Consider the following 24,076-nt stretch of genomic DNA (forward strand, 5'->3'; position numbering starts at 1 on the left):
GACAGTGATCGGTCGTAGCGTTGCAGCTATGACCAACTGGACAGAGTTCGCAGCAGCCGCGCCCCGAGTGTCGGAAACCTTTGTTCGTCGACACAAAGCGACCGGCAACCTGTGCATGCTCGCAACGTTGCGCGCCGACGGGTCGCCGCGGATCAGCCCCGTCGAGCCGCGGTTCTTCGAGGGCGAACTGTGGATCGTCGGGATGCCGAACACCACCAAGTTCGACGATCTGGCCCGCGATCCGCGCTTCTGCCTGCACACCGCAACGGTGGACACTGAGGTCAAAGAGGGCGACGCGAAGCTCTGGGGTGTGGTCGAGGACGTGAGCGACGACGCAGTGCGGGCACGGTTCACGCAGGACATCTTCGACGAGACCGGGATGGACTGTCGGGACGAGAAGTTCGACCACTTCTTCCGCGCCGACCTCACCAGTGCGTCGTCGGTCCAGGTCGCAGACGAACACATGGACGTCACCATCTGGAAAGCCGGACAAGCCGAGAAGGTCGTCCGCAAGCACTGACTTTTCTTATTACCGGCTGGTAAGTTCAGGAGCATTCCTGAACCGAAAGGCGCGCAACCGATGACCGAAGCCGGCGGACTGCTCTTCAACCCCAACACCTACGATCCCCGGCACTTCGACGACGAGACTCGACGTCAGTTGCGCGCGATGATCGACTGGTTCGAATCCAAGGGCAAGAAGCAGCTGCTCGACGACGACCTCAACGCGGTCTGGGTGTCGGACTTTCTCGACTTCATCAAGCGCGAGAAGATCTTCGCGACCTTCCTGACGCCGTCGGAGTTCGCGGACGGCGACCTGAACAAGCGCTGGGACACTTCGCGCAACGCGGTGCTGAGCGAGATCTTCGGTTTCTATGGGCTCGCATACTGGTACGCCGAGCAGGTCACGATTCTCGGACTCGGACCGATCTGGCAGAGCGACAACAAGGAAGCCAGGGAGCGCGCCGCCAAGGATCTCGAGGCAGGCGAGGTGATGGCCTTCGGTCTGTCGGAGCGCGACCACGGTGCCGACATCTACAACACCGATCTGATCCTCACGCCCAGCACCGAAGACGGCATCGCGTTTAGCGCGTCGGGCACCAAGTACTACATCGGCAACGGCAACGTCGCCAGCATGGTCTCGGTCTTCTCTCGTCGTACCGATATCGAGGGCGCCGACGGCTATATCTGGTTCGTCGCGGACAGCAGGCACGAGAACTACGAGTTGGTCGACAACGTCGTGCACGGCCAGATGTACGTCAGCACCTTCCGGCTCGACAACTACCCGGTGCGCGAAGAAGACATCTTGCACACCGGTCCGGACGCGTTCTCGGCAGCGTTGAGCACCGTCAACGTGGGCAAGTTCAACCTGTGCAGTGGCTCGGTCGGCATGTGTGAGCACTCCTTCTACGAGGCGATCACGCACGCGAACAACCGAATCCTGTACGGCAATCCGGTCACCGACTTTCCCCACGTGCGTGCGGCATTCGTCGATGCCTACAGCAGGCTCGTCGCGATGAAGCAGTTCAGCGACCGCGCGATCGACTACTTCCGCAGCGCAAACCTCGACGATCGTCGCTACTTGCTGTTCAACCCGATGACGAAGTCGAAGGTGACGTCGGAGGGCGAAAAAGTCATCACGCTGCTGCAGGATGTGTTGGCGGCGAAGAGCTTCGAGAAGAACACCTACTTCAGCGAAGTAGCCCGGTTGATCGGCACGCTGCCCAGACTGGAAGGCACCGTCCACGTCAACGTCGGCCAGATCCTCAAGTTCATGCCGAACTACTTGTTCAACCCGAAGGAATACCCGGCGATCGGCACTCGCCAGGATCCCGCTGACGACGCCTTCTTCTGGGCGCAGGGTCCGGCCCGCGGCGCGAGCAAGGTGCAGTTCGCCGACTGGAAGCCGATCTACGAAAAGCATTCGGACGTACCGAATGTCGCGCGCTTCTACGAACAGGCTCAAGCGCTGCAGAAGTTGCTGGCAACCGCGGCTCCGGATGCCGATCAGCAGAAGGATCTCGACTTCATGCTCGTCATCGGGCATCTGTTCTCGCTCGTCGTGTACGGCCAGCTCCTGCTGGAGCAGGCAGAGCTGACCGGTCTGGACCGCGACCTGCTGGATCAGATCTTCGACTTCCAGATCCGCGACTTCTCGGAATATGCGGTCACGCTGCACGGCAAGCCGTCGTCGACGCAGGCACAGCAGGACTGGGCGCTCGGTGCGATCCGCAAGCCGGTGGTGGACACCGCGCGCGCCGATCGCGTGTGGACGCAGGCCGCGTCCTACGACGGCGCGTACGAGATGCGTCCGTAGCGATGGGGGATTCCGAGAACGAGCGGATCGTCGCCGAGTTCTTGACTGCGTTGCGCGAGAAGGATTTCGCCACCGCAGGAAAGCTGCTCGACGACGATCTGGTCTACGAGAACGTCGGGTTCCCGACCGTTCGTGGCGGGCGGCGGACGATCAAGCTGTTCGAGGCACTGACGCGGATGGGTTTCGACGTGGCCGTCCATCGAACCGCGACCGACGGCGACACTGTGCTCAACGAGCGCACGGACGTCCTCTCTTTCGGACCCGTGCGGGTGCAGTTCTGGGTGTGCGGCACGTTCGAGTTGCACGACGGCCGAATCACGTTGTGGCGCGATCACTTCGACGTTTTCGACTTGACCAAGGCGATTGGCCGCGGACTCGCCGGTGCTGTCGTTCCGGCTTTGCGGCCTAGCTTCTCGGACGCTGCCCGCTGACCGATGTGGCGTCGGGCGTGTGATGTCGCATCGACATCACACTGGCAATCTGGTCGCGTGTGATGGCGGGTGCGGCCAATTCGCTGACGCACTCTCGTGATTGGCGGAGACCGTCGATGAGGAAGCCGAGCTGCCGCCGCCACAGGTCGGGGCAGCGGCTACCCGCGAAGTCGCGCGATGCCTGAATGGTCCACATGATCGCCGGGACGTCGGTGGGTTCGAAGTCCTGCCGCAGTTTGCCCTGCTCCTTCGCGCGACTCACGAGCACCGTCATCCGTTCCGACATCCGTGCACGGGCCTCCGCGAACGCCGGTGACTCCACGTGCCCGCTGATCAGCAGTTCGCGCAAGCCCTGATCGTCGGCGAGCTTCTGGCCGCTTTGCTTCAAGAAGTAGACCAGCCCCGCCCACGGATCGTCGTTCGCCAGAGCGGAATCGGCGATCACAACAATGTCGTTGACGCGGGAGAGGAAGAGCGCTTGAATCAGCTCGTCCTTGCTCGCAAACCTGCGGTAGACGGTGCCGACGCCGACGCCCGCATGTTTGGCGACATCGGCCAGCTTGGCTTCCAATCCTTGCTCGGCGAACACCACACGCGCCGAGGCGAGGATCCGCTCCAGATTCGCCTGCGCATCGCAGCGCAAGGCGGGCTGGTCGGCCAGGCTCGGTGGGGTAGGTGTCGGCATGGTCACAGCTTACGCGGATTCGGAACATCAGGTTCCGCTTGTGTTAGAGTTTTGCTATTCGGAACATCAGGTTCCGTTTATCGGCTTCGAGAGGCGCCGCCATGACCGTCCTGGACTTCGAATGGCCAGGTAGCACCACGGTCGACCGTCAGACGGTCGACAGCGGTGCACGTGGTGTGCGCGCGGTCCAGCTGATTCGTCGGGCCTTCGATCCGGAATCCGACGCCGTCCTGGCTCAACTCATTCGCTTCGCGCTGGTCGGCGGACTGAGCAACATCCTCTACGTGGCAGCCTTCATCGGGCTGGACTCCGACGGTTCGATTCTCGCGAACGTTGTCGGCTCCATCGTGAGTACTGCCGTTGCCAACGAAATGCACCGCCGGCTTACGTTTCACGCGTCCGGGCGTGTCAGTTGGTTGACGGCGCAGTGGGAGGGCGGTGGACTTGCCCTCATCGGCATCGTCGTCAGCTCCGCGTCGCTGGCGATGCTGAACTTCCTGTTCCCGGGAACCAGCGGAATCGTGCAGGCGCTCTTCGTGATCGGCGTCAGCGCCATCGTCGGCGGGCTTCGTTTCCTCGCCCTTCGAGGCTGGGTCTTCTAGTTCGCGCCTGACCGCGTCGCGTCATCGAGCACGGTTCCGAGTACGCACGACGACAATTCTTCGAGGTCTGGATTCTCCCCGACATGCTCGGGTGCCTGCATCGACAGCAATACGTTGATCAGCATTCCGTGCGCAATGAACTCGCGCGCCTGCTCCGGTGTGCATCCCGTGCGCTCGCGTAGGTGTCGGTAGATGCCGGACATGCCGTCGCGGGCCTGGGCGCCGATCTCGGGAACCGAACCCGCCGAGAATCCGTGCATCATCACCAGCAACAGATCGCGGTCTTCGACCAGGTGTCCGTAGGCCGATCCGAGTTTGTCCCAGAACTCCTCGTCCTCGGGGTCGACGACCACGTCGTCGAGCACCCTGTCGAATGCCGCGGTGATGGCGCCGATCGCGCGTGCGAAGACTTCACGGAAGAGTTCGGCCTTGGTGCCGAACATTCGGACCACGTACGGCTGAGAGATCGATGCCTCCTTGGCGACGGCATCTGTGCTGGTCCCCGCGTAACCGCCCCGGGCGAACGCGCGCGAAGCTGCTGCCAGGATCAGCTCGCGTCGATCGGCTGCGTTCATCCGGGTGGTGGTCGGTTCCGAACTTTCTGAGCGCGACATGTTGACATGTTATCAGTCGATAACTAGCGTTCCCGATTAAGTAATCATTTGATGCTTACAAGGAGCGGGACATGGCAACAATCACTGACACACTAGACGTCGAACCCGGGCGCGAACCGGCCGCGGCACGGCTCCTAGGGTCTCGGCCGGTCTGGTTGGTGCTGCTTGCGGCATCGGTGCCGATGTTCATGGCCACCCTGGACAACCTGGTGATGACCAGTGCACTGCCAGTCATCAGCAAGGATCTCGATGCCTCCGTCGGTCAGGTGCAGTGGTTCGTCAACGCCTACACCCTTGCCTTCGCGACGCTGATGCTCGCGGCCGCGACACTCGGTGATCGGCTGGGTCGGCGCCGGATGTTTCTCGGCGGAATAGTGCTGTTCACGTTGGCGTCGGTCGGCTCGGCACTGTCGACCACGCCCGCGATGTTGATCGCCGCCCGCGCGATTCAGGGCGCCGGTGCGGCCGCGATCATGCCGCTGTCGCTCGCGCTGCTTGCGGGCGCGGTTCCGGTTTCCAAGCGCGCGTTGGCAATCGGTGTCTGGGGCGGCGTCTCCGGACTCGGTATCGCGTTGGGGCCGGTTATCGGCGGTGCCGTGGTGGACGGGGTGTCCTGGCAGGCCATCTTCTGGCTCAACGTTCCGGTGGCCGTCGTCGCAATTCCGTTGGCGCTCTACGCCCTTCGCGAGTCGTTCGGCCGCTCCAACCCGCTCGACGTGGCAGGCGTGGTGCTCGCAGGCGTGGCGGTGTTCGCGGGAATCTGGGGGATCGTGCACGGCAACGACGACGGCTGGACATCGGCAATCGTGCTGGGATCGTTCATCGTCTCGGCTGTGAGCCTCGTCGCCTTCCTCGTCCGTGAACAGCGCACCGAGTTTCCGATGATGCCGTTGCGGCTCTTCAAGTCTCGCAGCTTCACGATCGCGAACATCGTGAGCCTCGGCTTCTCTGTCGGCATGTTCGGTGCGGTATTCCTGGTGTCGCAGTACCTGCAGATCGTGATGGGGTACACGCCGTTCCAGGCGGGCCTGCGCACGCTGCCGTGGACGGCCGCGCCGATGCTGATTGCGCCGTTGGCGGGCATTCTCGCGCCCCGAATCGGGATCCGTCCGCTCCTGGTTTCCGGGCTTGCGCTGCAGGCCGGTTCGCTGGCCTACATGGCGGTGGTCCTTGTTCCGGGTAGTTCTTACGTCAGCATGATCCCGGCTCTCATGATGGCCGGTGTCGGAATGGGATTGACGTTCGCGCCGTCGGCAACGGCGGTGCTGTCCGACATGGCCGACGACGATCACGCAACCGCAAGCTCGACCAACTCGACGATCCGGGAGATCGGCGTGACGCTCGGTGTCGCAGTGCTGACCGCGGTGTTCCTCGGCTTCGGTGGAGCGTTGACGCCGACCGGCTACACGGACGCGCTACGGCCGGCGCTGATCGTCGGGGCATTCGCGGTCGCTGCCGCCACCGTCGCGGCACTGTTCATTCCGAATCGGCGGTCGTAGTAAGCGGTACGAGCGCGCCGTCACTTCTGCGGCGCACCTGGGAACGGCACCGTAGGCGGTGTCGTTCCCAGAATCGTGCGCCAATCAGCAAGTCGCAGAGCGGTTTCGGTGAGTGCATCGATCCCGGTGCCGCGGGTGTGATCGGACTGCGAACGTTCGATCACCGAGCGCCAGGCAACGGCGGTATCGGACTCCGCCTGGACAGCGAGTTGCACGGCCGTCGTCGGATCGGTCACCGGGAACGGCACCGTGTATCCGGCGGGCGGCTCGGGGGCAACGATGCTGGCGGCCGACAGGGCATCGATGGTGGCGTCGCGACGGGCGCGATGGGCAGCGGATGCCGCAGCGATCATGTCGCCGCGATCCGGATTCGAGAACGCTCCCACGATTCCGTAGGCATAGACGGCGGCATTCTCGGCGGCCAACGCGTCGAGCAGCGCCTGCTGTTCGGGCCCCGGCTGTGTCTGCTGCCGGCGGCGTGGATCGCTCATCGCAGCAACACTCCGGCATGCACGGCACACGCCGCGCTGATCGAACCGAGGAGGCCTGCCCGGTAGTCGGATTGCGTCCTGGCGAGCGCGGCAGCGCTGTTCTGCGCGCCGACCAGCTGTGCGCGCAAGGCGTCCACCGCCGGCGGCGGGGCAGGGGCTACCGAGGATTGCGTAGTCGTCGGATCGGCAGAGGGTGTCGAGCCGTCCGGATACGTTCCGACCAGCCGAGCGACCTCCGTGCGCAGTGCGTCGGCATGGGCCGTGCGTTCGGCCGCGATCAGGGTCAATGCCGCTGTGCGGTCGGGCGCGAGAGCTGCCGCGCTGCGCGCATCCGCGGCATTCTGTCGTGCCGCCTCCTCCTGCGCAATGAGCGGATCGGGCGGCTCCGGCGCGGCGTCGTCGCCGTTCGAGCACGCTGCGACGGTGCTGACTCCGACCACGCCGACGGCAGCAATACCGGCCAGCCGGAAACTGGAGCGCCGGGACAGCACGGGTGAGGCGACGGTGGTGAGCACCGGTACATCGTGCCAGGCGGGTCGATCCGGTGCCATGACCGACACCGCGCAACCATCCAGCACAGCGCAACCTCCGACGACGTGTGCAAACGATCGACCCGAATGCGAGTTAGGCTTGATCTTCGAACGTGCGCCGCCACAACTGATCCAACGACAACTGAACCAGGAGCCTCCCAGATGCCGATTCCGTCCAAGGAGAGGGTGAACGAGCTCGTCGCAGAGCTCGTCGCACGCCGGGGTTACGACCTCGAGGACGTGAACGTGATTCCCGCTGGCAGGCACACCACCGTTCGGGTGATGGTCGATTCCGATGCAGGCGTCAGTCTGGACGCGATCGCCGACCTGAGCCGCGACATCTCGGTCGCCCTGGACGATCTCACCGAAGTAGGGGAGACGCCGTACACGCTCGAGGTCACCACTCCCGGTGTCGAGCGGCCGCTGACACACGAGCGGCACTGGCGGCGCGCCCGTGGCCGGAAGGTGCGGCTGAGCGCAGGAGGCGAAGCCGTGGACGGTCGGATCGGAGCCGTCACCGACGACTCGGTCGACCTCGTTGTCGGCGGCAAAGCAAATCCGACGATCCGTCCGATAGCACTCGCCGACATCACCGATGCCGTCGTCCAGGTCGAATTCTCGCCACCCGGCGAACGTGAGCTGGAGCTGGCAGGCGGAGTCGCCGAAGGCAGGCCGATCTCCGGTGACCGCACCACCGAACGCGACGCCACCGAACTCGACGACACCGAATCCGAGGGGGAAGACAAATGAATATCGACATCGGCGCGCTGCGTGCGATCGAAGCCGACAAAGGCATCTCGATCGAGACGGTCATCGCGACCATCCAGTCCGCACTGCTCACCGCGTACCGCCACACGGACGGTCACGAACCCAACGCGCGCATCGACGTCGATCGGAAATCCGGGATCGTTCGGGTGATGGCCCGCGAGGTCGACGCCGACGGCAACACGATCTCCGAATGGGACGACACACCCGAAGGCTTCGGACGGATCGCAGCTACCACCGCGCGGCAGGTCATCCTGCAGCGTCTGCGCGACGCCGAGCACGAGAAGTCGTTCGGTGAGTACTCCACCCACGAGGGCGAGATCGTCGGCGGCGTCATCCAGCGCGATACCCGAGCGAATGCTCGCGGCACCGTCGTCATGCGGATCGGCAGCGATGCCAACGGAGCCGATGGCCTGATCCCACCGGCCGAGCAGGTACCCGGTGAAACGTACGAGCACGGGGAGCGCATCAAGTGCTACGTGGTCGGCGTCACGCGCGGTCAGCGCGGCCCACAGATCACCTTATCGCGTACCCATCCGAATCTGGTGCGCAAGCTTTTCGCCCTCGAGGTCCCCGAGATCGCCGACGGGTCGGTCGAGATCGTGGCCGTCGCGCGTGAGTCGGGGCATCGCTCAAAGATTGCCGTTCGCTCCAACGTCGCCGGGCTCAACGCCAAGGGCGCGTGCATCGGCCCGATGGGAGCGCGGGTTCGCAACGTCATGAGCGAATTGGCGGGGGAGAAGATCGACATCATCGACTTCGACGAGGATCCGGCGAAGTTCGTCGGCAACGCGCTGTCACCGTCGAAGGTGGTGTCCGTGACGGTCGTCGATCCCGATGCTCGTGCAGCGCGGGTAGTGGTGCCCGACTTCCAGCTCTCCCTCGCGATCGGCAAGGAAGGCCAGAATGCCCGGCTCGCGGCGCGCCTGACCGGGTGGCGCATCGACATCCGCAGCGACGCCGCTCCGGTCACCGATCACCCCACCGAGCGCGCAGCGGATCGGGGTTAGGGGAACGGATGCGGAGATCGGACCCATCCAGCGGTAGAGTGGTCGATGGTTCGGCATGAGCCTGTGGTTTCTGTGCCTTCTGCACCCGGTTCCCCGGTCAGGACGTGCATCGGATGCCGCGAGCGCGCGCTGACCGTCGATCTGTTGAGGGTCGTCGCACGCAATGGAACCGGGAATGACGTCGAAGGCTCCGTGGTTGTGCCCGATCCCCGGTGCAGACTTCCCGGCCGAGGTGCGTGGTTGCATCCTCGGTTGGATTGCCTGAACCAAGCAGAACGACGCCGAGCATTCGGCAGAGCGCTTCGAGTGTCCGGACATCTGGACATCACCGCGTTGATACGGCTGATCGAGCCGGACCGAAACGGGCTTGTGACCGGACGGAACGGCGAGCAAGATCAGTAGTGATGTGCAGCACCACCACCGAGCACCACTTTCGAGAAGAACAGGCACGAGCACTCATGAGCACAACGTGAAGCACCAACGATGAACGTCCGTCGGAGATAACCCGAGGTCGTTGCGGGCACCCCTATCGGGGACGCCACGCTCGACCTCTCAGTGAGGAGAGCAGTGGCAGGCAAGGCCCGCGTGCACGAGTTGGCCAAAGAACTCGGCGTCACCAGCAAGGAACTACTCGCGAAGCTCAAAGAGCAAGGCGAGTTCGTGAAATCGGCATCATCCACCGTCGAGGCACCCGTGGCCCGTCGCGTCCGGGAGTCCTACTCGGCATCGACCAGCCCCGCCCCGGCCACATCGAACGGCACGGCATCGAATGGCGCAGCAACGGCTGCGCCTGCCAAGTCGGCAGCAAAGCCCGGCGCCAAGCCGTCGTCGGCACCGCGTCCGGGCCCCAAGCCCGCACCGGCTCGCCCGGCAGCACCCGCCGCTGCGGCGCCGGTAGCACCCGTCGCGCCGCCGGCCCCGGCTGCTCCGGTTGCACCCACGCCCGCACCCGTCGCCGAAGCGCCTGTCGCGCCGGCAGCCAGTGCGGCGCCCGCAGCACCTGCGGCACCGGCCGGTCCGGGACCCAAGCCCGGCCCGAAGGCGCCGCGCGTCGGCAACAACCCGTACTCGTCGGCACCCGTCGAGCGCCCCGCACCGCGACCGGCCCCAGGCGCTCCGCGTCCGGGAACCCCGCGTCCGGCACCGGGCCAGGGCGGTCCGCGTCCCGCGCCAGGTCAGGGTGGGCCGCGTCCCGCCGCAGGCCAGGGCGGTCCGCGTCCGGCTCCCGGCGCAGGTGGCCCGCGTCCGAGCCCCGGCGCCATGCCGCCGCGACCCAACCCCGGCGCCATGCCGACCCGTTCCGCCCGCCCGGCACCTGGTGCAGGTAGGCCCGGTGGCGGTCGTCCCGGCGGCGCACCCGGTGGTCGTCCCGGCGGTGCCGGTGGCGGCGGTGGCTACCGCGGCGGCGGCGGTGCGCCCGGCGCTCCCGCAGCAGGTGCTCCCGCAGCAGGTGGCTTCCGAGGTCGTCCCGGTGGCGGCGGTCGTCCCGGCGCCCGCGGTGGTGCGGCCGGTGCGTTCGGTCGTCCCGGTGGTGCCCCGCGTCGTGGTCGTAAGTCGAAGCGGGCGAAACGGGCCGAGTACGAGAACATGCAGGCCCCAGCCGTCGGCGGCGTTCGGCTGCCGCGCGGCAACGGCGAGACCATTCGTCTCGCCCGTGGTGCCTCGCTGTCCGATTTCGCGGACAAGATCGATGCGAACCCGGCTGCTTTGGTGCAGGCGTTGTTCAACCTCGGCGAGATGGTCACGGCAACTCAGTCGGTCAACGACGAGACGCTGGAGCTGCTCGGCGGCGAGATGAACTACGTGGTCCAGGTCGTCAGCCCGGAGGACGAGGACCGCGAGCTGCTCGACAGCTTCGACCTCACCTACGGCGAGGACGAGGGTGGCGAGGAAGACCTCGAGCAGCGTCCGCCGGTGGTGACCGTGATGGGTCACGTCGACCACGGTAAGACCCGACTGCTGGACACGATCCGTAAGGCGAACGTCCGTGAGGGCGAGGCCGGCGGCATCACCCAGCACATCGGTGCCTACCAGGTCCCCGTCGACTTCGAAGGCGCCGAGCGACTCGTCACCTTCATCGACACACCGGGTCACGAGGCGTTCACCGCCATGCGTGCCCGTGGTGCGAAGGCGACCGACCTCGCGATCCTGGTGGTCGCAGCCGACGACGGCGTCATGCCGCAGACGGTGGAAGCGATCAACCACGCCCAGGCGGCCGATGTGCCGATCGTGGTCGCGGTGAACAAGATCGACAAGGAAGGCGCCAACCCGGAGAAGATCCGGCAGCAGCTGACCGAATACGGTTTGGTCGCAGAGGAATACGGCGGCGACACCATGTTCGTCGACATCTCGGCGAAGCAGGGCACCAACATCGAGGCACTGCTGGAAGCCGTGCTGTTGACGGCGGATGCCTCGCTGGATCTACGGGCCAACCCGGACATGGACGCACAGGGTGTTGCCATCGAGGCGCACCTCGACCGTGGCCGCGGCCCGGTGGCGACCGTGCTCATCCAGCGCGGAACGCTCCGCGTCGGCGATTCGATCGTCGCGGGCGACGCCTACGGACGTGTTCGCCGCATGGTCGACGAGCACGGCGAGGACGTCCCCGAGGCGCTGCCGTCGCGGCCCGTCCAGGTCGTCGGCTTCACGTCGGTGCCCGGCGCCGGTGACAACCTGCTTGTGGTCGACGAAGACCGCATCGCCCGCCAGATCGCGGACCGCCGCAATGCGCGCAAGCGCAACGCACTGGCCGCGAAGAGCCGCAAGCGGATCAGCCTGGACGATCTCGATGCAGCGCTGAAGGAGACTTCGCAGCTGAACCTGATCCTCAAGGGTGACAACTCCGGAACCGTGGAGGCCCTGGAAGAGGCGCTGCTCGGCATCGAGATCGACGACGAGGTGCAGTTGCGCGTCATCGACCGCGGCGTCGGTGGCGTCACCGAGACCAACGTCAACCTGGCGTCGGCATCGAACGCGATCATCATCGGGTTCAACGTCCGCGCCGAGGGCAAGGCGACGGAGCTGGCGAACCGCGAGGGCGTCGACATCCGGTACTACTCGGTGATCTACCAGGCGATCGACGAGATCCAGTCCGCGCTCAAGGGCATGCTCAAGCCGGTCTACGAAGAGGTCGAACTGGGCCGCGCGGAAATCCGCGCACTGTTCCGTTCGTCCAAGGTCGGCACCATCGCCGGTTGCTTGGTCACCTCGGGCATCATGCGGCGCAACGCCAAGGCGCGGTTGCTGCGTGACAACCTCGTGGTCGCGGAGACCGTCACCATCTCGTCGCTGAAGCGGGAGAAGGACGACGCCACCGAGGTTCGCGAGGGCTACGAGTGTGGTCTGACGTTGACGTATTCCGACATCAAGGAAGGCGACGTCATCGAGGCATACGAGTTGCGGGAGAAGCCGCGCGACTGAGTGCAGCGACGCGCGTGCGTGGTTGCCGAGTCGAGGCTCGGTGACCACGCACGAGCGAACTCGTCGGTCCCCCAGAAGGGAATCTCACGGTGTACGTCGGCGCGCTCGAGCTGGACATCCTGCTCGGTGATGTGCGTTCTCTGAAGGAAAAGCGATCGATCGTCCGACCGATCGTCGCCGGTTTGCAGCGATTCGGAGTGTCGGCAGCGGAGACGGGTAGCCACGATCGGTACCGTCGAGTCCTGCTCGGCGTCGGGATCGTCAGCGCGGGTGTCGACCACGTCAACGACGTGCTCGACACCTGCGAGCGCAACGTTGCGGAGCGACCGGAACTGCAGCTGCTCGCGGTGCGTAGGCGGATCTTCGGACCCGAAGACTAGAGAAGGGGGCTGATCGCGGTGGTCGATCATGCCAGGGCAAAAAAGCTTGCGAAACGAATCTCGACCATCGTCGCAACCGCCATCGAGCTCGAGATCAAGGATCCGAGACTGCGGCTCGTGACGATCACCGACGCGAAGGTGACGGGCGATCTGCGCGACGCGACGGTGTATTACACCGTGATGGGCGAGGACCTGAACACCGAGCCCGACTTCCAAGGCGCCGCAGCGGGTCTGGAGAAAGCCAAGGGTGTGCTGCGCACGAAGGTGGGCGCCGGGACGGGTGTCCGCTTCACGCCGACGCTTGCGTTCGTCCAGGACACCGTGCCGGACACGGCGCGGCACATGGAGGAACTGCTCGCGCGTGCGCGTGCCGCCGACGACGAAGTTGCAAAGGCCGCCGCCACAGCTCGACATGCGGGCGATGCCGACCCGTACAAGACTGCAGACCATGACGGTGAGCTGCAGTCGGAGACCTCCGGCGATGACGACTGACGTGGCGGTCGCATGACCGCCACCGGGTCGAGCGCGGTCGACGAACCCTTCGGCGACGACCAGCTGAAGGTGGCCGTCGACGCGTTCGAGGCGGCGACGTCGGTGACCGTACTCTGCCATGTCCAGCCCGATGCGGACACGATCGGGAGCGGCCTTGCGCTGGGACTTGCGTTGGAGCGCCGCGGAATTGCGGTTCAGGTGTCGTTCGCCGAGCCCGACCGACTGCCTGCATCGATGCGCGATCTACCCGGCACCGATCTGCTGGTGCCCGCCGACGAGGTCGCCCGCGCGGTGGATCTGATCGTCACCGTGGATTGCGGCAGCACCGGTCGGTTGGGCTCGCTCGCGGATCGACTCGACGGCGCCGACACCGTGCTGGTGATCGATCACCATCGCTCCAACACTCGCTTCGGCACCGTCAACGTGATCGATGTGAAAGCCGAGTCGACCACTGCTGTGCTCGCTCGAATTTTCGACCTGTGGGACACCGAGATCGACCGCGACATCGCGCATTGCCTCTACGCGGGCCTGGTCACCGACACCGGCTCGTTCCGCTGGGTTCGCCCCGGCACGCACGTCCTTGCCGAGCGCTTGCTGGCCACCGGAATCGACGGTGGCGCGATTGCGCGGACGCTGCTGGACAATCACCCGTTCGGGTGGCTGCCGATGCTGTCGACCGTCCTCGGCTCGGCGCAGTTGGTCGCCGATGCGCACGGCGGCGACGGCTTGGTCTACGCGGTGGTGCGACGTGCCGATGTCGAGGGACTCGGCTCGGAAGAGATCGAATCCATCATCGACATCGTGCGCACGGCCACTGAAGCCGAAGTGGCCGCGGTCTTCAAGGAGACGGAAGCGAGTACACGGCACGAGTGGGCGGTCTCGCTGAGATCGAAGAACGCTGTCGACGTCTCGACCGTGGCGACAGGCCTCGGCGGCGGCGGACACCGGTTCGCCGCCGGCTATACGGCATCCGGCCCGATCGAGGATCTGGTCGCGTCTCTGTGTGCTGCTCTCGGGTGAGGGTGATGCTCTTGGCTGAGGGTGCTGCTCTTGGGTGAATCGGCTGGATCGGCACGGCGAGTACTGGGTTTGGCGCTGCCCGCATTGGGCGTGCTGGTCGCGGAACCGATCTACCTGCTCTTCGATTTCGCGGTCGTCGGACGGCTCGGCGCATTGCCGCTGGCAGGCCTGGCCGTCGGCGGTCTGATCCTCACGATCGTCAGCACGCAGCTCACGTTCCTGTCGTACGGGACGACGTCGCGTTCGGCTCGGCTGCACGGCGCGGGCGACTATCGGGCAGCGGTGGCCGAGGGTGTGCAGGCGAGCTGGCTGGCATTGGGCATCGGTGCGGTCATCGTGGTGGTGATGCAGATCCTGGCCGCGCCGATCACCGACGTGATCGCCGGTGGGCACGATATCGCCGGTCAGGCGCAGAGCTGGCTACGCATCGGACTGTTCGGTGCCCCGCTGATTCTCGTGACGATGGCAGGCAACGGTTGGATGCGGGGGGTGCAGAACACGGTGCGCCCCTTCGTGTTCGTCGTGGCCGGCCTCGTCCTGTCCGCCGTGCTATGTCCGGTGCTGGTGCACGGATTGCTCGGTGCGCCGCATCTGGGGCTGGAAGGGTCTGCCGTCGCCAATGTCTGTGGGCAGGTCGTTGCGGCGGTGTTGTTTATCTCGGCACTGGTCCACGAACGCGCGGATCTCGGTCCAAGAGTCGGCGTGATGCGCGCCCAACTACTCCTCGGCCGCGACCTGATCGCCCGCAGCCTCGCATTTCAGGCCTGCTTCCTGTCGGCTACGGCCGTCGCATCGCGCTTCGGTGCCGCCTCGGTGGCTGCGCACCAACTGGTGCTGCAACTCTGGAACTTCGTGTCGTTGACACTGGATGCGTTGGCGATTGCTGCGCAGTCGTTGGTGGGTGCCGCACTGGGGGCCGGTCGGATCGATCCCGCAAAGTCGTTGGCCTGGCAGATCACGCGCTGGTCGACGGTGTTCGCCGCCGCGCTGGCGGTCGCGTTCGCGGCAGGCTACGTCGTCGTACCCGGCGTTTTCACCACCGATGCCGCGGTGGTCGACCAGACGCACGTCGCCTGGTGGTACTTCGTGGCGATCATTCCGATCGGGGGAGTGGCGTTCGCGCTCGACGGAGTCTTGCTCGGAGCGGGCGACGCGGCGTTCCTCCGCACCGCCACCCTCGGTGCGGCGATCGTCGGCTTCTTGCCGCTGATCTGGCTGTCGTTGGTCTTCGATTGGGGGCTCGCGGGAATCTGGGCCGGACTGACCACGTTCATGGTGCTGAGGATGGTGGCGGTCGCGGCCCGGACGGCGTCGGGACGATGGGCGGTACCCGGGTCGGACATCCAGATCCGGAATGCGGAAAGGTAGAGGTTGTGAGCGAAGTGAACGATCAGGTCGCGCCCAAGCTGATGGCGATCAGCGACATTCACGTCGGCCATCGCGGAAACAGGCCTGTCACCGAGGACATCTATCCGGATTCGCCCGACGACTGGCTGATCGTTGCCGGCGATGTGTCCGAGAAGACCGACGACATTCGGTGGGCGTTGACCCTGCTGCGCAGCCGTTTCGCCAAAGTCATCTGGGTCCCCGGCAACCACGAATTGTGGACCACCGCAAAGGATCCGGTGCAGATCTTCGGCGCATCGCGATACGACTACCTGGTGAATCTGTGTCGCGACATCGACGTGCTCACGCCCGAGGATCCGTATCCGGTGTGGGAGGGCGACGGGGGACCGGCGACTCTGGTGCCGATGTTCTTGCTCTACGACTACACGTTCTTACCTGCCGGGGCGACCACCAAAGCGCAGGGGCTTGCGATCGCCCGCGACAAGAACGTGGTTGCGACCGACGAGTTCCTGCTCTCGAGTGAGCCCTATGCGAGCAGAGACGCGTGGTGTCGCGACCGGGTGGCGAGCACACAACACAGACTCGACGCGCTGGACCTGTCGATACCCACCGTGCTCATCAATCACTTCCCGTTGGTCCGACAGCCCACCGAGGTGCTGTTCTATCCGGAGTTCTCCCTGTGGTGTGGCACGGAACTGACCTCCGATTGGCACGTGACCTACAACGCGATCTGCGCCGTCTACGGCCATCTGCACATTCCACGGACCACGTACTACGACGGCATTCGCTTCGAAGAGGTTTCCGTCGGCTACCCACGCGAATGGCAGCGGCGCGGTCTGCCGGAAAAGCTACTGCGCCAGATTCTTCCGGTGCCGGAGTATCCGCCCGGAACGTTGAACAAGTGGGGCGGACATTTCAAGGTGACTCCTGCAATGGAGGCCGAGGTCGCGAAGATAAGGGCACAACAGGCGTGATCGAGCAGATACTTCCGGCAGGGGTGGCGTCGGCTGAATTGTTCGACGACCCGCCTGGATTGGCGCCACACCCACAGGAGGAGGCGTTGATCTCGCGAGCGGTGGAGAAGCGACGCAAGGAGTTCATCACCGCGCGCCACCTCGGCCGCGAGGCGATGGGAAAGTTGGGTGTGGAACCCGCGCCGATCCTGCGGGGCGAGCGAAACGTGCCGTTGTGGCCGAAGGGTGTGGTCGGCAGTTTGACGCATTGCACCGGCTATCGCGGTGCGGCGCTGGCGTATGCACTGCAGGTGCGGTCGATCGGTATCGATGCCGAACCGCATGAACCGTTGCCCGAGGGCGTCCTGGATTCGGTGAGCCTGCCCGCGGAACGCAAGTGGCTGAAGAAGGCCGGTACCGACATCGCCTGGGACAAGCTGTTGTTCTGTGCGAAGGAGGCGACGTACAAGGCGTGGTTTCCGCTGACCGGCCGGTGGCTCGGTTTCGAAGACGCACACATCACGTTCGAGGCAGGCGCCGGCGGAACCGAGGGCACGTTCCACAGCGATCTGTTGATCTCGGGCGAGACGCATTCGGGTCCGCCGCTCGCATCGTTCGACGGCCGCTGGATCGTGTCGGGCGATCTGATCCTGACAACGATTGCGGTGCAGTAGATGCCACATCGCAAACCGTCGTCCGGATTGGTGGGCGCGGGTCTGCTGATCGTCGACAAGGACGGCGGCATGACCAGCCACGACGTGGTGTCGAAGTGTCGAAAGTTGTTGAACACCCGCAAGATCGGGCACGCGGGCACCCTCGATCCGATGGCCACCGGCGTATTGGTGTTGGGGGTGGAGCGCGCGACAAAGATGCTGGGGCTGCTGGCGCTGACCACCAAGGCGTACTCGGCGACCGTTCGGTTGGGGCAAGCGATGAGCACCGACGACGCCGAGGGGGAGCTGCTCGCCGAAACCGATGCGAGGAACCTGACGGACGAGCAGATCGCCGCCGTGATCGTCACCCTGACAGGCGATATCGAGCAGGTACCCGCGAGCGTGAGCGCGATCAAGGTCGACGGTCAGCGTGCGTACAAGTTGCATCGTGACGGCGAGGACGTGCAGCTCGACGCGCGTCCGGTGACTGTGCACAGGTTCGACGTCCTCGCCCGTCGCGATGTCGAAGGTGGGCTGGTCGATCTGGATGTCGATGTCGAATGCACGTCCGGTACCTACATTCGCGCGCTTGCCCGCGACCTCGGTGCGGCGCTGGGCGTGGGTGGCCATCTGACCGTGTTGCGTCGCACCCGGGTCGGCCCGTTCACCCTCGAACACGCCCGCACGCTCGCCGAACTCGCCGACAAGCCCGCTGTCAGTCTCGACATCGATGCCGCCGCGGTGACCGCATTCGAGCACAGAACCATCGACGATGCAGAAGCGCTCGCACTGAGCCAAGGCAAGTGGTTGGACCCGATCGGCATGAAGGGCGTGTACGCAACCATCGATCCCGCGGGCCGGGCGATCGCATTGGTGGAAGAACGCGGCAAGCGCGCCAGCTCGGTGATGGTGGTCCGCCCGGCGACCTTGGGGCCATGACTGCGCTTCGCGCAGGTGAGCGTTTAGTTGGTCTAGGGACCAACAAAACGCTCACCTGCGGCGTCGTCGCACTCGCGCTGATCGTTCGGGTGTGGGTTGCGGCGAGTGGCAACTTCTACTGGGACGACCTGATTCTGGCCGGACGCGCCGGTACCTATTCCGCGTTCTCGCCCGACTTGCTGCTGTACGACCACGACGGCCATTTCATGCCTGGCGCGTTCCTTCTCGCGAAGATCGTGACAGCGATCTCGCCGTACAACTGGACGCTGCCGGTCATCACTCTCGTTGTGCTGCAAGCACTTGCGGCGGTCGCAGTGCTCCGGCTGCTGCGGCTGATACTGGGTAACCGCCCGATTGTGTTGGCGCCGTTGGTGTTCTACTTGTTCTCGCCGCTGACGCTGCCGTCGTATTCGTGGTGGGCGGCCGGGCTGAATTCGCTGCCTTTGCAAATCGGTCTCGCCTGGGTTGCGGGCGACGCGCTGCTGCTGTGTCGCACCGGACTTCGGCGCCATCGGGTGTCCGGCATCGCGGCGTTCGTTGTTGCGCTGTTGTTCTTCGAGAAGTCGGTGCTGATTCCGTTCGTCGCGTTCGCCGTGGTTGCGGTGGTGTATTCCGTCGACGGCGAGTCGGCACCGCTTCGCGCAACGTGGCGTGCCGCGCGGCAATTGTGGATCTGGTCGGCGTGCGTCGGCGCGGTCTGGCTGGCCACCTACCTGATCGTCGTCGACCAACCGTTCACGCTGGCAAGCAGATCGATGGCGGTGGGACTGCTCGAGCACGGCATCTCCCGGGGGCTGCTGCCGACGCTGATCGGGGGACCGTGGGCGTGGCAGCGGTGGCAACCGAGTCCGCCGTGGGCCGATCCGTCGGTGTTGTTGATCGTGCTGGGCTGGCTGGGACTGGTTGCCGCCGTTGTCGGCTCGGTACGGCGCAAGCGCCGGATCGTTCCGATCTTGGTGGCGATGGCGGCGTACGTGCTGGCGTCCGAGGCGGCGATGGTGCTCACGCGGTCCGGTCCTGACACCTCCTACGAGCTCGGCCAAACTTTGCGCTACGTCGCCGACAGCGCGGTGATCATCGCGATCGGAGCGGCGCTGATCGTTCGCGCACCCGATCGTCGCGCGAGGCCGCACCGGTTGCATCGATCAGCCGTGGTGGCGTTGGTCATTGCGTTCCTAGTGAGCAGTCTGTGGTCCACCCGAACTTTCGTCGACAGCTGGCGTGACAACCCGACGACCGACTACCTCGCTACCGCGCGGGCATCCCTCGCCGAGCACACCGATGTTCCCATGCTCGACATGCCGGTCCCCACCGATGTGCTGTTGCCGTTCGTCTACCCCAACAACCTTGCCAGCCGGGTCTTTTCGCCTTTGCCCGACCGGCCGCAGTTTGCGACGTCGACGACCGAGCTGCAATCCATGGACAACAAGGGCCACGTGGTCGACGCGGATGTGAGTCCGACTCGCGCCATCACCCAAGGTCCGAATCCGCAGTGTGGCTATCGCGTCGAAGGGACGACGGTGGCGAGGTTGCCGCTGGACGGACCCCTCGCCGACTGGGAATGGACGGCGCAGATCAACTATGCCGCCAGCAAGGACGGCGAACTGGTGGTCGGGCTGACTGACGGCAAGGACGTGCGGGTGCCTGTGCGGCAGGGCCTGCACCAGGTGTACGTCCGGGTGATCGGCTCGGGCGATGCATTGCGGGCCTACCCGATCACGCCAGGTCTGTCGGTCTGCATTGCCGCAGGACCTGTCGGCGGTGTGCTGCCTGATCTGCCGCGCTGATGGCTCGGCGGACTAGTCCGACACCAGCCAGATCGCCTGCGCCGCAGGATTTCCCAAGTCGATAGGATCGGCCGATTCGGTCCCGATCCGCACCGAGACCGTGCCTGCGAAGTCGCGGCGCTCGACAACCGCGACCGCGGTATCGAGCGCGATTCCGACCGAGTCGAAGTAGCGCAACATCGCCGGATCGAAGTCGGAGATCCGCGCGATGGTGCCTGCCTCGCCGTCGTGAAAATCGCTGAGTTGACGAGCCGGAGGAGTCGGAACCGCGCCGTCCGCAGACGGGATCGGATCGCCGTGCGGATCGCGCGCCGGAAAGCCGAGTTTGGCGTCGATGCGGGACATCAACAGATCGGAGACCGCATGCTCGAGCACTTCGGCCTCGTCGTGCACCTCGTCCCACCCGTAACCGAGTTCGTTGACGAGAAACGTCTCGAGCAGTCGATGGCGTCGCACCATCGCGAGGGCGGCGGCATTGCCTTCATCGGTCAATGCGATCGACCCGTAGCGCGCGTGCTCCACAAGGCCCTGATCGGCGAGTTTGCGGATCGCCTCGGACACCGTCGACGCCGAAACGCCGATGCGCTCGGCAACCAACTTGGTGGACACGCGCTCCGGTGACCATTCCTGCGCCGTCCAGATCACTTTCAGGTAGTCCTGAGCGACCGGCGAGAGAACGGGGGTCGCGTCGTCCGACTCGCGCTTCTTGCCGACCTCGTCTCGTTTCGCCACGCTTCGAGCTTAGGCAAACGACGGGGCGTCGCACAGTTCGCAAGGGCAAAGATAACGATCAGGCTACGAACATCGCGTTTCTCGACTACAGTCTGCAAATCAGAACGGGTCCAATCTCGCGGTCGGTATGGGTCGACGAGGAGGGGGCGAATCAATGTTGCAGTCGGGGATAGATCCAGGGCAGAGCGGAGAGGGAACGCGGCCTGGAACAGAAGACATCTATTCGAGCTTGATCGAACGGCTGGATCTCGCAGTCGCAGTGACGAATATCGAGGGCGAGTTCGTGTCGCTCAACCACGCGTTCGCGGATCTTCTCGGATTCACGGTCAACGAGGCACGTCGGTATCTGCCCAGCGACATCGTGCATCCGGATTGCCGGCACGATCTGGAGCGCGAGACGCAGCAACTGATCGACGGCACGGTGGACACGGTCACCACGTACCGCAAACTCGTGCGTAGAGACGGCACAGTCCTGCATGCGCGGGTGCACAAGACCATCGCGCGTCGCGGTCCGGCGACAGTCATCATGACCGTTTTCGACGACTTCACCGACGTGGTCTGGGAGTACCCGCAGATTGCGGACCGCGGCCTGTCGTGACGGTCCGTGGCTGCGCGGTAGCAGTCGGGTTCGTGATGCTCGTCGTTGCGCTGGCACCGGGCGCGGCGGGCTCGCCCGTTCGCGCCGACTCGTTGGGCGCCAACTTTCTCTGGGGTGTCAGCACTTCTGGCTTTCAGTCGGAAGGTGATGCGCCGGAGAGTAATTGGTCGCGCTACGCAACCACCTCGGATGACCCGTACGGAAACTCCGTCGATTTTCGGCATCGCTACGTCGACGACATCGGCCTCGCTGCGAACCTGGGCATCAAGGTCTATCGGCTCGGCATCGAGTGGGCGCGGGTGCAGCCGCAACCGGGTGCCTGGGACGAGTCGGCGTTCGCGTTCTACGACGACGTGATCCGCCACATCCGGGCTGCAGGCATGCGGCCGATGATCACACTCGATCACTGGGTGTACCCGGCGTGGGAGATCGGCCGCGGCGGCTGGGGCAATCCCGCCATGGTCGACGACTGGCTGACGAACATGCGTCGCGTCGTCGACCGATACGCCGCCTACGACCCGCTCTGGGTGACCATCAACGAGCCGACCGCCTACGTGGCCCAAGAGGTTTCGCACGGTGGCCTGCCGCCTGCGCAGGTCCCGGCGATGTTCGATCGCCTGGCGCAGGCGCACAACCTCATCTACGACTACATCCACGCGGCGCACCCGTCGGCGCCGGTCACCACCAATGTCGCGTACATCCCGGCTGCCGAGGCTGCGATCGACACGCAATTCGTCGACAAGGTGAGTGCCAAGCTCGACTACATCGGGATCGACTATTACTACGGCGCATCCCTCGATCACCCGCCGACGCTGGATCCGCTGGTCGGAACGCAATGGAACGCGCATCTGCAACCCGAGGGCATCTACTACGCGCTGCGCTTCTACGCGCGCAAATTCCCTGGCCGTCCGCTCTACGTCGTCGAGAACGGGATGCCGACGGACAACGGTATGCCCCGCCCGGACGGATACGACAGGGCCACCGCGCTGCGCGACACCGTGTACTGGCTGCAACGTGCCAAGGCGGACGGCATGAACCTGATCGGTTACAACTACTGGAGCCTCACCGACAACTACGAGTGGGGCAGCTACGCACCCCGATTCGGGCTGTACACGGTGGATGTTCGCCGCGATCCGACGCTGGCTCGCCGCCCGACCGATGCCGTCCCCGCGTACCGAAAGATCGTCGACGCGGGCGGTGTCGGGCCCGACTATCGACCGACGGTTGCTCCTGGTGTCTGCTCGATCATCGATCCACCCACCAGTTGTACCGAGCCGGTGACGATTCCGACGCGCTGAGGCCCCTCCAGGGGGTGACCCTGGGGGCCGGTTTCCGTAGGCTGCCACATGTGCAGAGATGGCGAGGTCTCGACGAAGTTCCTGCCGACTGGGGTCGATGTGTTCTCACGATCGGCGTTTTCGACGGCGTACACCGCGGTCACGTCGAATTGATCAGTCGCGCAGTCAAATCCGCGCGTTCCCGAGGTATCGCCAGTGTGCTGATGACATTCGATCCACATCCCATGGAGGTGGTTCGGCCCGGCACCCACCCGGCGCAGCTGACCACGCTCACGCGGCGGGCCGAGCTCGCCGAGGAACTGGGCATCGACGTCTTCTGTGTGATGCCGTTCACACACGAGTTCATGAAGCTCACGCCCACCCGCTACGCACACGAGATCTTGGTCGAGCGATTGCACGTCGCGGAAGTGGTGGTGGGGGAGAACTTCACCTACGGCAAGAAGGCCGCGGGCAACATCGAATCGCTCACCGAGACCGGTCGACGATTCGGATTCGCCGTCGACGACGTGAAGTTGTTGGCGGAGCATGCCGTCACCTTCTCGTCCACCTACATCCGATCGTGCGTCGACGCCGGTGACGTGACCGCTGCCGCCGAGGCCCTCGGTCGGCCACATCGGGTCGAAGGCGTCGTTGTCCACGGCGACGGGCGTGGCCGCGCGCTGGGCTTTCCGACCGCCAACGTCGCTCCACCGATGTACGCCGCGATTCCCGCCGACGGCGTTTACGCCGGCTGGTTCACCGTGCTAGGCCCTGGGCCGACGATCGGCACTGTCAGCCCAGGTAAACGGGCGAAAGCGGCCATCTCGGTGGGGACCAACCCCACCTTCTCCGGCCGGACCAGGACCGTCGAAGCCTTCGTTCTCGAGGGCGAGGCCGATCTGTACGGGCAACATGTCGCCGTCGACTTCGTGGAGCACCTGCGCGGGATGGAGAAGTTCGAATCGGTGGACGACCTGATCGACGAAATGGGTCGCGACGCCGATCGGGCACGTGAGGTTCTCGGCGCGATCCTCTGACGGCTGGTCGGCGGGACTCGTACCTGCTGGTATCGTGGTCGATCGGTGTGCTGCGGTTCGCGGCGGCCGCCGAAGGGCTCGAGCAATCGAGATACCTGCAATCCACGAGCGCGGACTTAATTGATCAGGAGCACCACTGTGGCTTTGACCACCGAAGAAAAGAAGCAGATCCTCTCGGAATACGGATTGCACGAGACGGATACGGGCTCCCCCGAGGCCCAGGTCGCGATGCTCACCAAGCGCATCGTCGATCTCACCGAGCACCTCAAGACCCACAAGCACGACCACCACACCCGTCGTGGCCTCCTCGGCCTCGTCGGCAAGCGTCGTCGTCTGCTCAAGTACATCCAGAAGGTCGACATCGAGCGTTACCGCTCGCTGATCGAGCGTCTCGGTCTGCGTCGATAGCATTCGGCGCGCCGACAGATTTGCGAACCACGCAATAGCCAACGGGGCAGTGCCTACACTGACCTCGTTGGCTACTTGCGTATGAAGACGAA

Annotated in this window: 26 protein-coding genes; 21 read left to right on the plus strand and 5 right to left on the minus strand. The window is 65.1% G+C overall.

The genetic code is table 11. The features are described from left to right. Positions 1–28: 28 nt before the first annotated feature. Genes FOY51_RS07615 through FOY51_RS07625 form a run of 3 tightly spaced genes read left to right on the plus strand, consistent with a single transcriptional unit; the run spans position 29 to position 2,745 of the window. Positions 29–520 (plus strand): pyridoxamine 5'-phosphate oxidase family protein, encoded by a 492-nt coding sequence (locus FOY51_RS07615; RefSeq protein ID WP_149429624.1) that lies wholly within the window; start codon positions 29–31, stop codon positions 518–520. A gap of 60 nt (positions 521–580) precedes the next feature. Beyond that, positions 581–2,314 (plus strand): acyl-CoA dehydrogenase family protein, encoded by a 1,734-nt coding sequence (locus tag FOY51_RS07620; RefSeq protein ID WP_149429625.1) that lies wholly within the window; start codon positions 581–583, stop codon positions 2,312–2,314. A gap of 2 nt (positions 2,315–2,316) precedes the next feature. After that, complete coding sequence (locus FOY51_RS07625) at positions 2,317–2,745, plus strand: limonene-1,2-epoxide hydrolase family protein (protein WP_149429626.1); 429 nt, start codon at positions 2,317–2,319, stop codon at positions 2,743–2,745. Here the strand turns inward: FOY51_RS07625 and FOY51_RS07630 are convergent. Then, entirely contained in the window at positions 2,720–3,430 is a 711-nt protein-coding gene (locus tag FOY51_RS07630) for a TetR/AcrR family transcriptional regulator (RefSeq protein ID WP_149429627.1), read from the minus strand. The genes FOY51_RS07625 and FOY51_RS07630 overlap by 26 nt on opposite strands. Positions 3,431–3,531: 101 nt before the next feature. Here FOY51_RS07630 and FOY51_RS07635 point away from each other — a divergent pair, with 101 nt between their 5' ends. Next, complete coding sequence (locus FOY51_RS07635) at positions 3,532–4,032, plus strand: GtrA family protein (RefSeq protein ID WP_149429628.1); 501 nt, start codon at positions 3,532–3,534, stop codon at positions 4,030–4,032. Here FOY51_RS07635 and FOY51_RS07640 read toward each other — a convergent pair. Then, on the minus strand, positions 4,029–4,646 hold the full coding sequence (locus FOY51_RS07640) for a TetR/AcrR family transcriptional regulator (RefSeq protein ID WP_235916191.1): 618 nt from the start codon (positions 4,644–4,646) through the stop codon (positions 4,029–4,031). The genes FOY51_RS07635 and FOY51_RS07640 overlap by 4 nt on opposite strands. A gap of 71 nt (positions 4,647–4,717) precedes the next feature. Between FOY51_RS07640 and FOY51_RS07645 the strand changes: the two genes are divergently transcribed. Beyond that, on the plus strand, positions 4,718–6,145 hold the full coding sequence (locus FOY51_RS07645) for a DHA2 family efflux MFS transporter permease subunit (protein WP_149429629.1): 1,428 nt from the start codon (positions 4,718–4,720) through the stop codon (positions 6,143–6,145). Positions 6,146–6,165: 20 nt separating this feature from the next. On the opposite strand, the gene FOY51_RS07650 is transcribed toward FOY51_RS07645, so the two are convergent. After that, complete coding sequence (locus FOY51_RS07650; RefSeq protein WP_149429630.1) at positions 6,166–6,636, minus strand: ferritin-like domain-containing protein; 471 nt, start codon at positions 6,634–6,636, stop codon at positions 6,166–6,168. Then, entirely contained in the window at positions 6,633–7,187 is a 555-nt protein-coding gene (locus FOY51_RS07655; RefSeq protein ID WP_149429631.1) for a hypothetical protein, read from the minus strand. The genes FOY51_RS07650 and FOY51_RS07655 overlap by 4 nt, the downstream gene beginning before the upstream one ends. A 141-nt stretch (positions 7,188–7,328) precedes the next feature. Between FOY51_RS07655 and rimP the strand changes: the two genes are divergently transcribed. The 12 genes from rimP (at position 7,329) to FOY51_RS07715 (ending at position 19,932) form a co-directional block, all read left to right on the plus strand. Then, on the plus strand, positions 7,329–7,916 hold the full coding sequence (rimP, locus tag FOY51_RS07660; protein WP_149429632.1) for a ribosome maturation factor RimP: 588 nt from the start codon (positions 7,329–7,331) through the stop codon (positions 7,914–7,916). Beyond that, entirely contained in the window at positions 7,913–8,941 is a 1,029-nt protein-coding gene (gene nusA / locus FOY51_RS07665) for a transcription termination factor NusA (protein ID WP_149429633.1), read from the plus strand. The genes rimP and nusA overlap by 4 nt, the downstream gene beginning before the upstream one ends. Before the next feature lie 45 nt (positions 8,942–8,986). Continuing rightward, on the plus strand, positions 8,987–9,343 hold the full coding sequence (locus FOY51_RS07670; RefSeq protein ID WP_149429634.1) for a YlxR family protein: 357 nt from the start codon (positions 8,987–8,989) through the stop codon (positions 9,341–9,343). Between the two features lie 165 nt (positions 9,344–9,508). Then, positions 9,509–12,361, plus strand: coding sequence for a translation initiation factor IF-2 (gene infB / locus FOY51_RS07675; RefSeq protein ID WP_149429635.1), 2,853 nt, complete (start codon positions 9,509–9,511; stop codon positions 12,359–12,361). Between the two features lie 89 nt (positions 12,362–12,450). Continuing rightward, entirely contained in the window at positions 12,451–12,741 is a 291-nt protein-coding gene (locus FOY51_RS07680) for a DUF503 domain-containing protein (RefSeq protein WP_149429636.1), read from the plus strand. 18 nt (positions 12,742–12,759) lie between these two features. Beyond that, positions 12,760–13,233: a 30S ribosome-binding factor RbfA gene (gene rbfA / locus FOY51_RS07685; protein ID WP_149429637.1), complete on the plus strand. Its 474-nt coding sequence runs from the start codon at positions 12,760–12,762 to the stop codon at positions 13,231–13,233. Positions 13,234–13,245: 12 nt separating this feature from the next. Beyond that, positions 13,246–14,253: a DHH family phosphoesterase gene (locus FOY51_RS07690; protein WP_149429638.1), complete on the plus strand. Its 1,008-nt coding sequence runs from the start codon at positions 13,246–13,248 to the stop codon at positions 14,251–14,253. Positions 14,254–14,283: 30 nt separating this feature from the next. Then, positions 14,284–15,621 carry an MATE family efflux transporter gene (locus FOY51_RS07695; RefSeq protein ID WP_149429639.1) on the plus strand — a complete coding sequence of 446 codons (1,338 nt, stop codon included), beginning with the start codon at positions 14,284–14,286 and terminating at the stop codon, positions 15,619–15,621. A gap of 41 nt (positions 15,622–15,662) precedes the next feature. After that, a complete protein-coding gene (locus tag FOY51_RS27525; RefSeq protein ID WP_235916223.1) occupies positions 15,663–16,574 on the plus strand; it encodes a metallophosphoesterase family protein in 912 nt (303 codons plus the stop codon). Continuing rightward, entirely contained in the window at positions 16,571–17,227 is a 657-nt protein-coding gene (locus tag FOY51_RS07705; protein ID WP_149429641.1) for a 4'-phosphopantetheinyl transferase family protein, read from the plus strand. The genes FOY51_RS27525 and FOY51_RS07705 overlap by 4 nt, the downstream gene beginning before the upstream one ends. Then, complete coding sequence (gene truB / locus FOY51_RS07710) at positions 17,228–18,145, plus strand: tRNA pseudouridine(55) synthase TruB (protein WP_149429642.1); 918 nt, start codon at positions 17,228–17,230, stop codon at positions 18,143–18,145. Beyond that, a complete protein-coding gene (locus tag FOY51_RS07715; RefSeq protein WP_149429643.1) occupies positions 18,142–19,932 on the plus strand; it encodes a hypothetical protein in 1,791 nt (596 codons plus the stop codon). Before truB ends, FOY51_RS07715 begins: the two co-directional genes overlap by 4 nt. Positions 19,933–19,944: 12 nt before the next feature. On the opposite strand, the gene FOY51_RS07720 is transcribed toward FOY51_RS07715, so the two are convergent. Further along, the gene (locus FOY51_RS07720) at positions 19,945–20,664 is read right to left on the minus strand and encodes a metal-dependent transcriptional regulator (RefSeq protein ID WP_149429644.1); all 720 of its coding nucleotides are present in this window, start codon (positions 20,662–20,664) and stop codon (positions 19,945–19,947) included. 154 nt (positions 20,665–20,818) lie between these two features. Between FOY51_RS07720 and FOY51_RS07725 the strand changes: the two genes are divergently transcribed. From FOY51_RS07725 to rpsO, 4 genes are all read left to right on the plus strand, one after another. Further along, positions 20,819–21,262 carry a PAS domain S-box protein gene (locus FOY51_RS07725; protein WP_187776235.1) on the plus strand — a complete coding sequence of 148 codons (444 nt, stop codon included), beginning with the start codon at positions 20,819–20,821 and terminating at the stop codon, positions 21,260–21,262. A gap of 35 nt (positions 21,263–21,297) precedes the next feature. Further along, positions 21,298–22,560, plus strand: coding sequence for a family 1 glycosylhydrolase (locus FOY51_RS07730; RefSeq protein WP_149430022.1), 1,263 nt, complete (start codon positions 21,298–21,300; stop codon positions 22,558–22,560). A 50-nt stretch (positions 22,561–22,610) separates the two neighbouring features. Beyond that, a complete protein-coding gene (locus FOY51_RS07735) occupies positions 22,611–23,576 on the plus strand; it encodes a bifunctional riboflavin kinase/FAD synthetase (protein ID WP_187776236.1) in 966 nt (321 codons plus the stop codon). 138 nt (positions 23,577–23,714) lie between these two features. Continuing rightward, positions 23,715–23,984, plus strand: coding sequence for a 30S ribosomal protein S15 (rpsO, locus tag FOY51_RS07740; protein ID WP_149429647.1), 270 nt, complete (start codon positions 23,715–23,717; stop codon positions 23,982–23,984). Positions 23,985–24,076 lie beyond the last annotated feature (92 nt).

It is taken from the genome of Antrihabitans cavernicola, from assembly GCF_008297975.1.
Classification (GTDB): domain Bacteria; phylum Actinomycetota; class Actinomycetes; order Mycobacteriales; family Mycobacteriaceae; genus Antrihabitans; species Antrihabitans cavernicola.

Bases quoted from the DNA above. Each gene is read 5' to 3' on its own strand.
- FOY51_RS07615 (WP_149429624.1), top strand. From the start codon at position 29: ATGACCAACTGGACAGAGTTCGCAGCAGCCGCGCCCCGAGTGTCGGAA.
- FOY51_RS07620 (WP_149429625.1), top strand. From the start codon at position 581: ATGACCGAAGCCGGCGGACTGCTCTTCAACCCCAACACCTACGATCCC.
- FOY51_RS07625 (WP_149429626.1), top strand. From the start codon at position 2,317: ATGGGGGATTCCGAGAACGAGCGGATCGTCGCCGAGTTCTTGACTGCG.
- FOY51_RS07630 (WP_149429627.1), bottom strand. From the start codon at position 3,430: ATGCCGACACCTACCCCACCGAGCCTGGCCGACCAGCCCGCCTTGCGC.
- FOY51_RS07635 (WP_149429628.1), top strand. From the start codon at position 3,532: ATGACCGTCCTGGACTTCGAATGGCCAGGTAGCACCACGGTCGACCGT.
- FOY51_RS07640 (WP_235916191.1), bottom strand. From the start codon at position 4,646: ATGTCGCGCTCAGAAAGTTCGGAACCGACCACCACCCGGATGAACGCA.
- FOY51_RS07645 (WP_149429629.1), top strand. From the start codon at position 4,718: ATGGCAACAATCACTGACACACTAGACGTCGAACCCGGGCGCGAACCG.
- FOY51_RS07650 (WP_149429630.1), bottom strand. From the start codon at position 6,636: ATGAGCGATCCACGCCGCCGGCAGCAGACACAGCCGGGGCCCGAACAG.
- FOY51_RS07655 (WP_149429631.1), bottom strand. From the start codon at position 7,187: ATGGCACCGGATCGACCCGCCTGGCACGATGTACCGGTGCTCACCACC.
- rimP (WP_149429632.1), top strand. From the start codon at position 7,329: ATGCCGATTCCGTCCAAGGAGAGGGTGAACGAGCTCGTCGCAGAGCTC.
- nusA (WP_149429633.1), top strand. From the start codon at position 7,913: ATGAATATCGACATCGGCGCGCTGCGTGCGATCGAAGCCGACAAAGGC.
- FOY51_RS07670 (WP_149429634.1), top strand. From the start codon at position 8,987: ATGGTTCGGCATGAGCCTGTGGTTTCTGTGCCTTCTGCACCCGGTTCC.
- FOY51_RS07690 (WP_149429638.1), top strand. From the start codon at position 13,246: ATGACCGCCACCGGGTCGAGCGCGGTCGACGAACCCTTCGGCGACGAC.
- FOY51_RS27525 (WP_235916223.1), top strand. From the start codon at position 15,663: ATGGCGATCAGCGACATTCACGTCGGCCATCGCGGAAACAGGCCTGTC.
- truB (WP_149429642.1), top strand. From the start codon at position 17,228: ATGCCACATCGCAAACCGTCGTCCGGATTGGTGGGCGCGGGTCTGCTG.
- FOY51_RS07715 (WP_149429643.1), top strand. From the start codon at position 18,142: ATGACTGCGCTTCGCGCAGGTGAGCGTTTAGTTGGTCTAGGGACCAAC.
- FOY51_RS07725 (WP_187776235.1), top strand. From the start codon at position 20,819: ATGTTGCAGTCGGGGATAGATCCAGGGCAGAGCGGAGAGGGAACGCGG.
- FOY51_RS07730 (WP_149430022.1), top strand. From the start codon at position 21,298: ATGCTCGTCGTTGCGCTGGCACCGGGCGCGGCGGGCTCGCCCGTTCGC.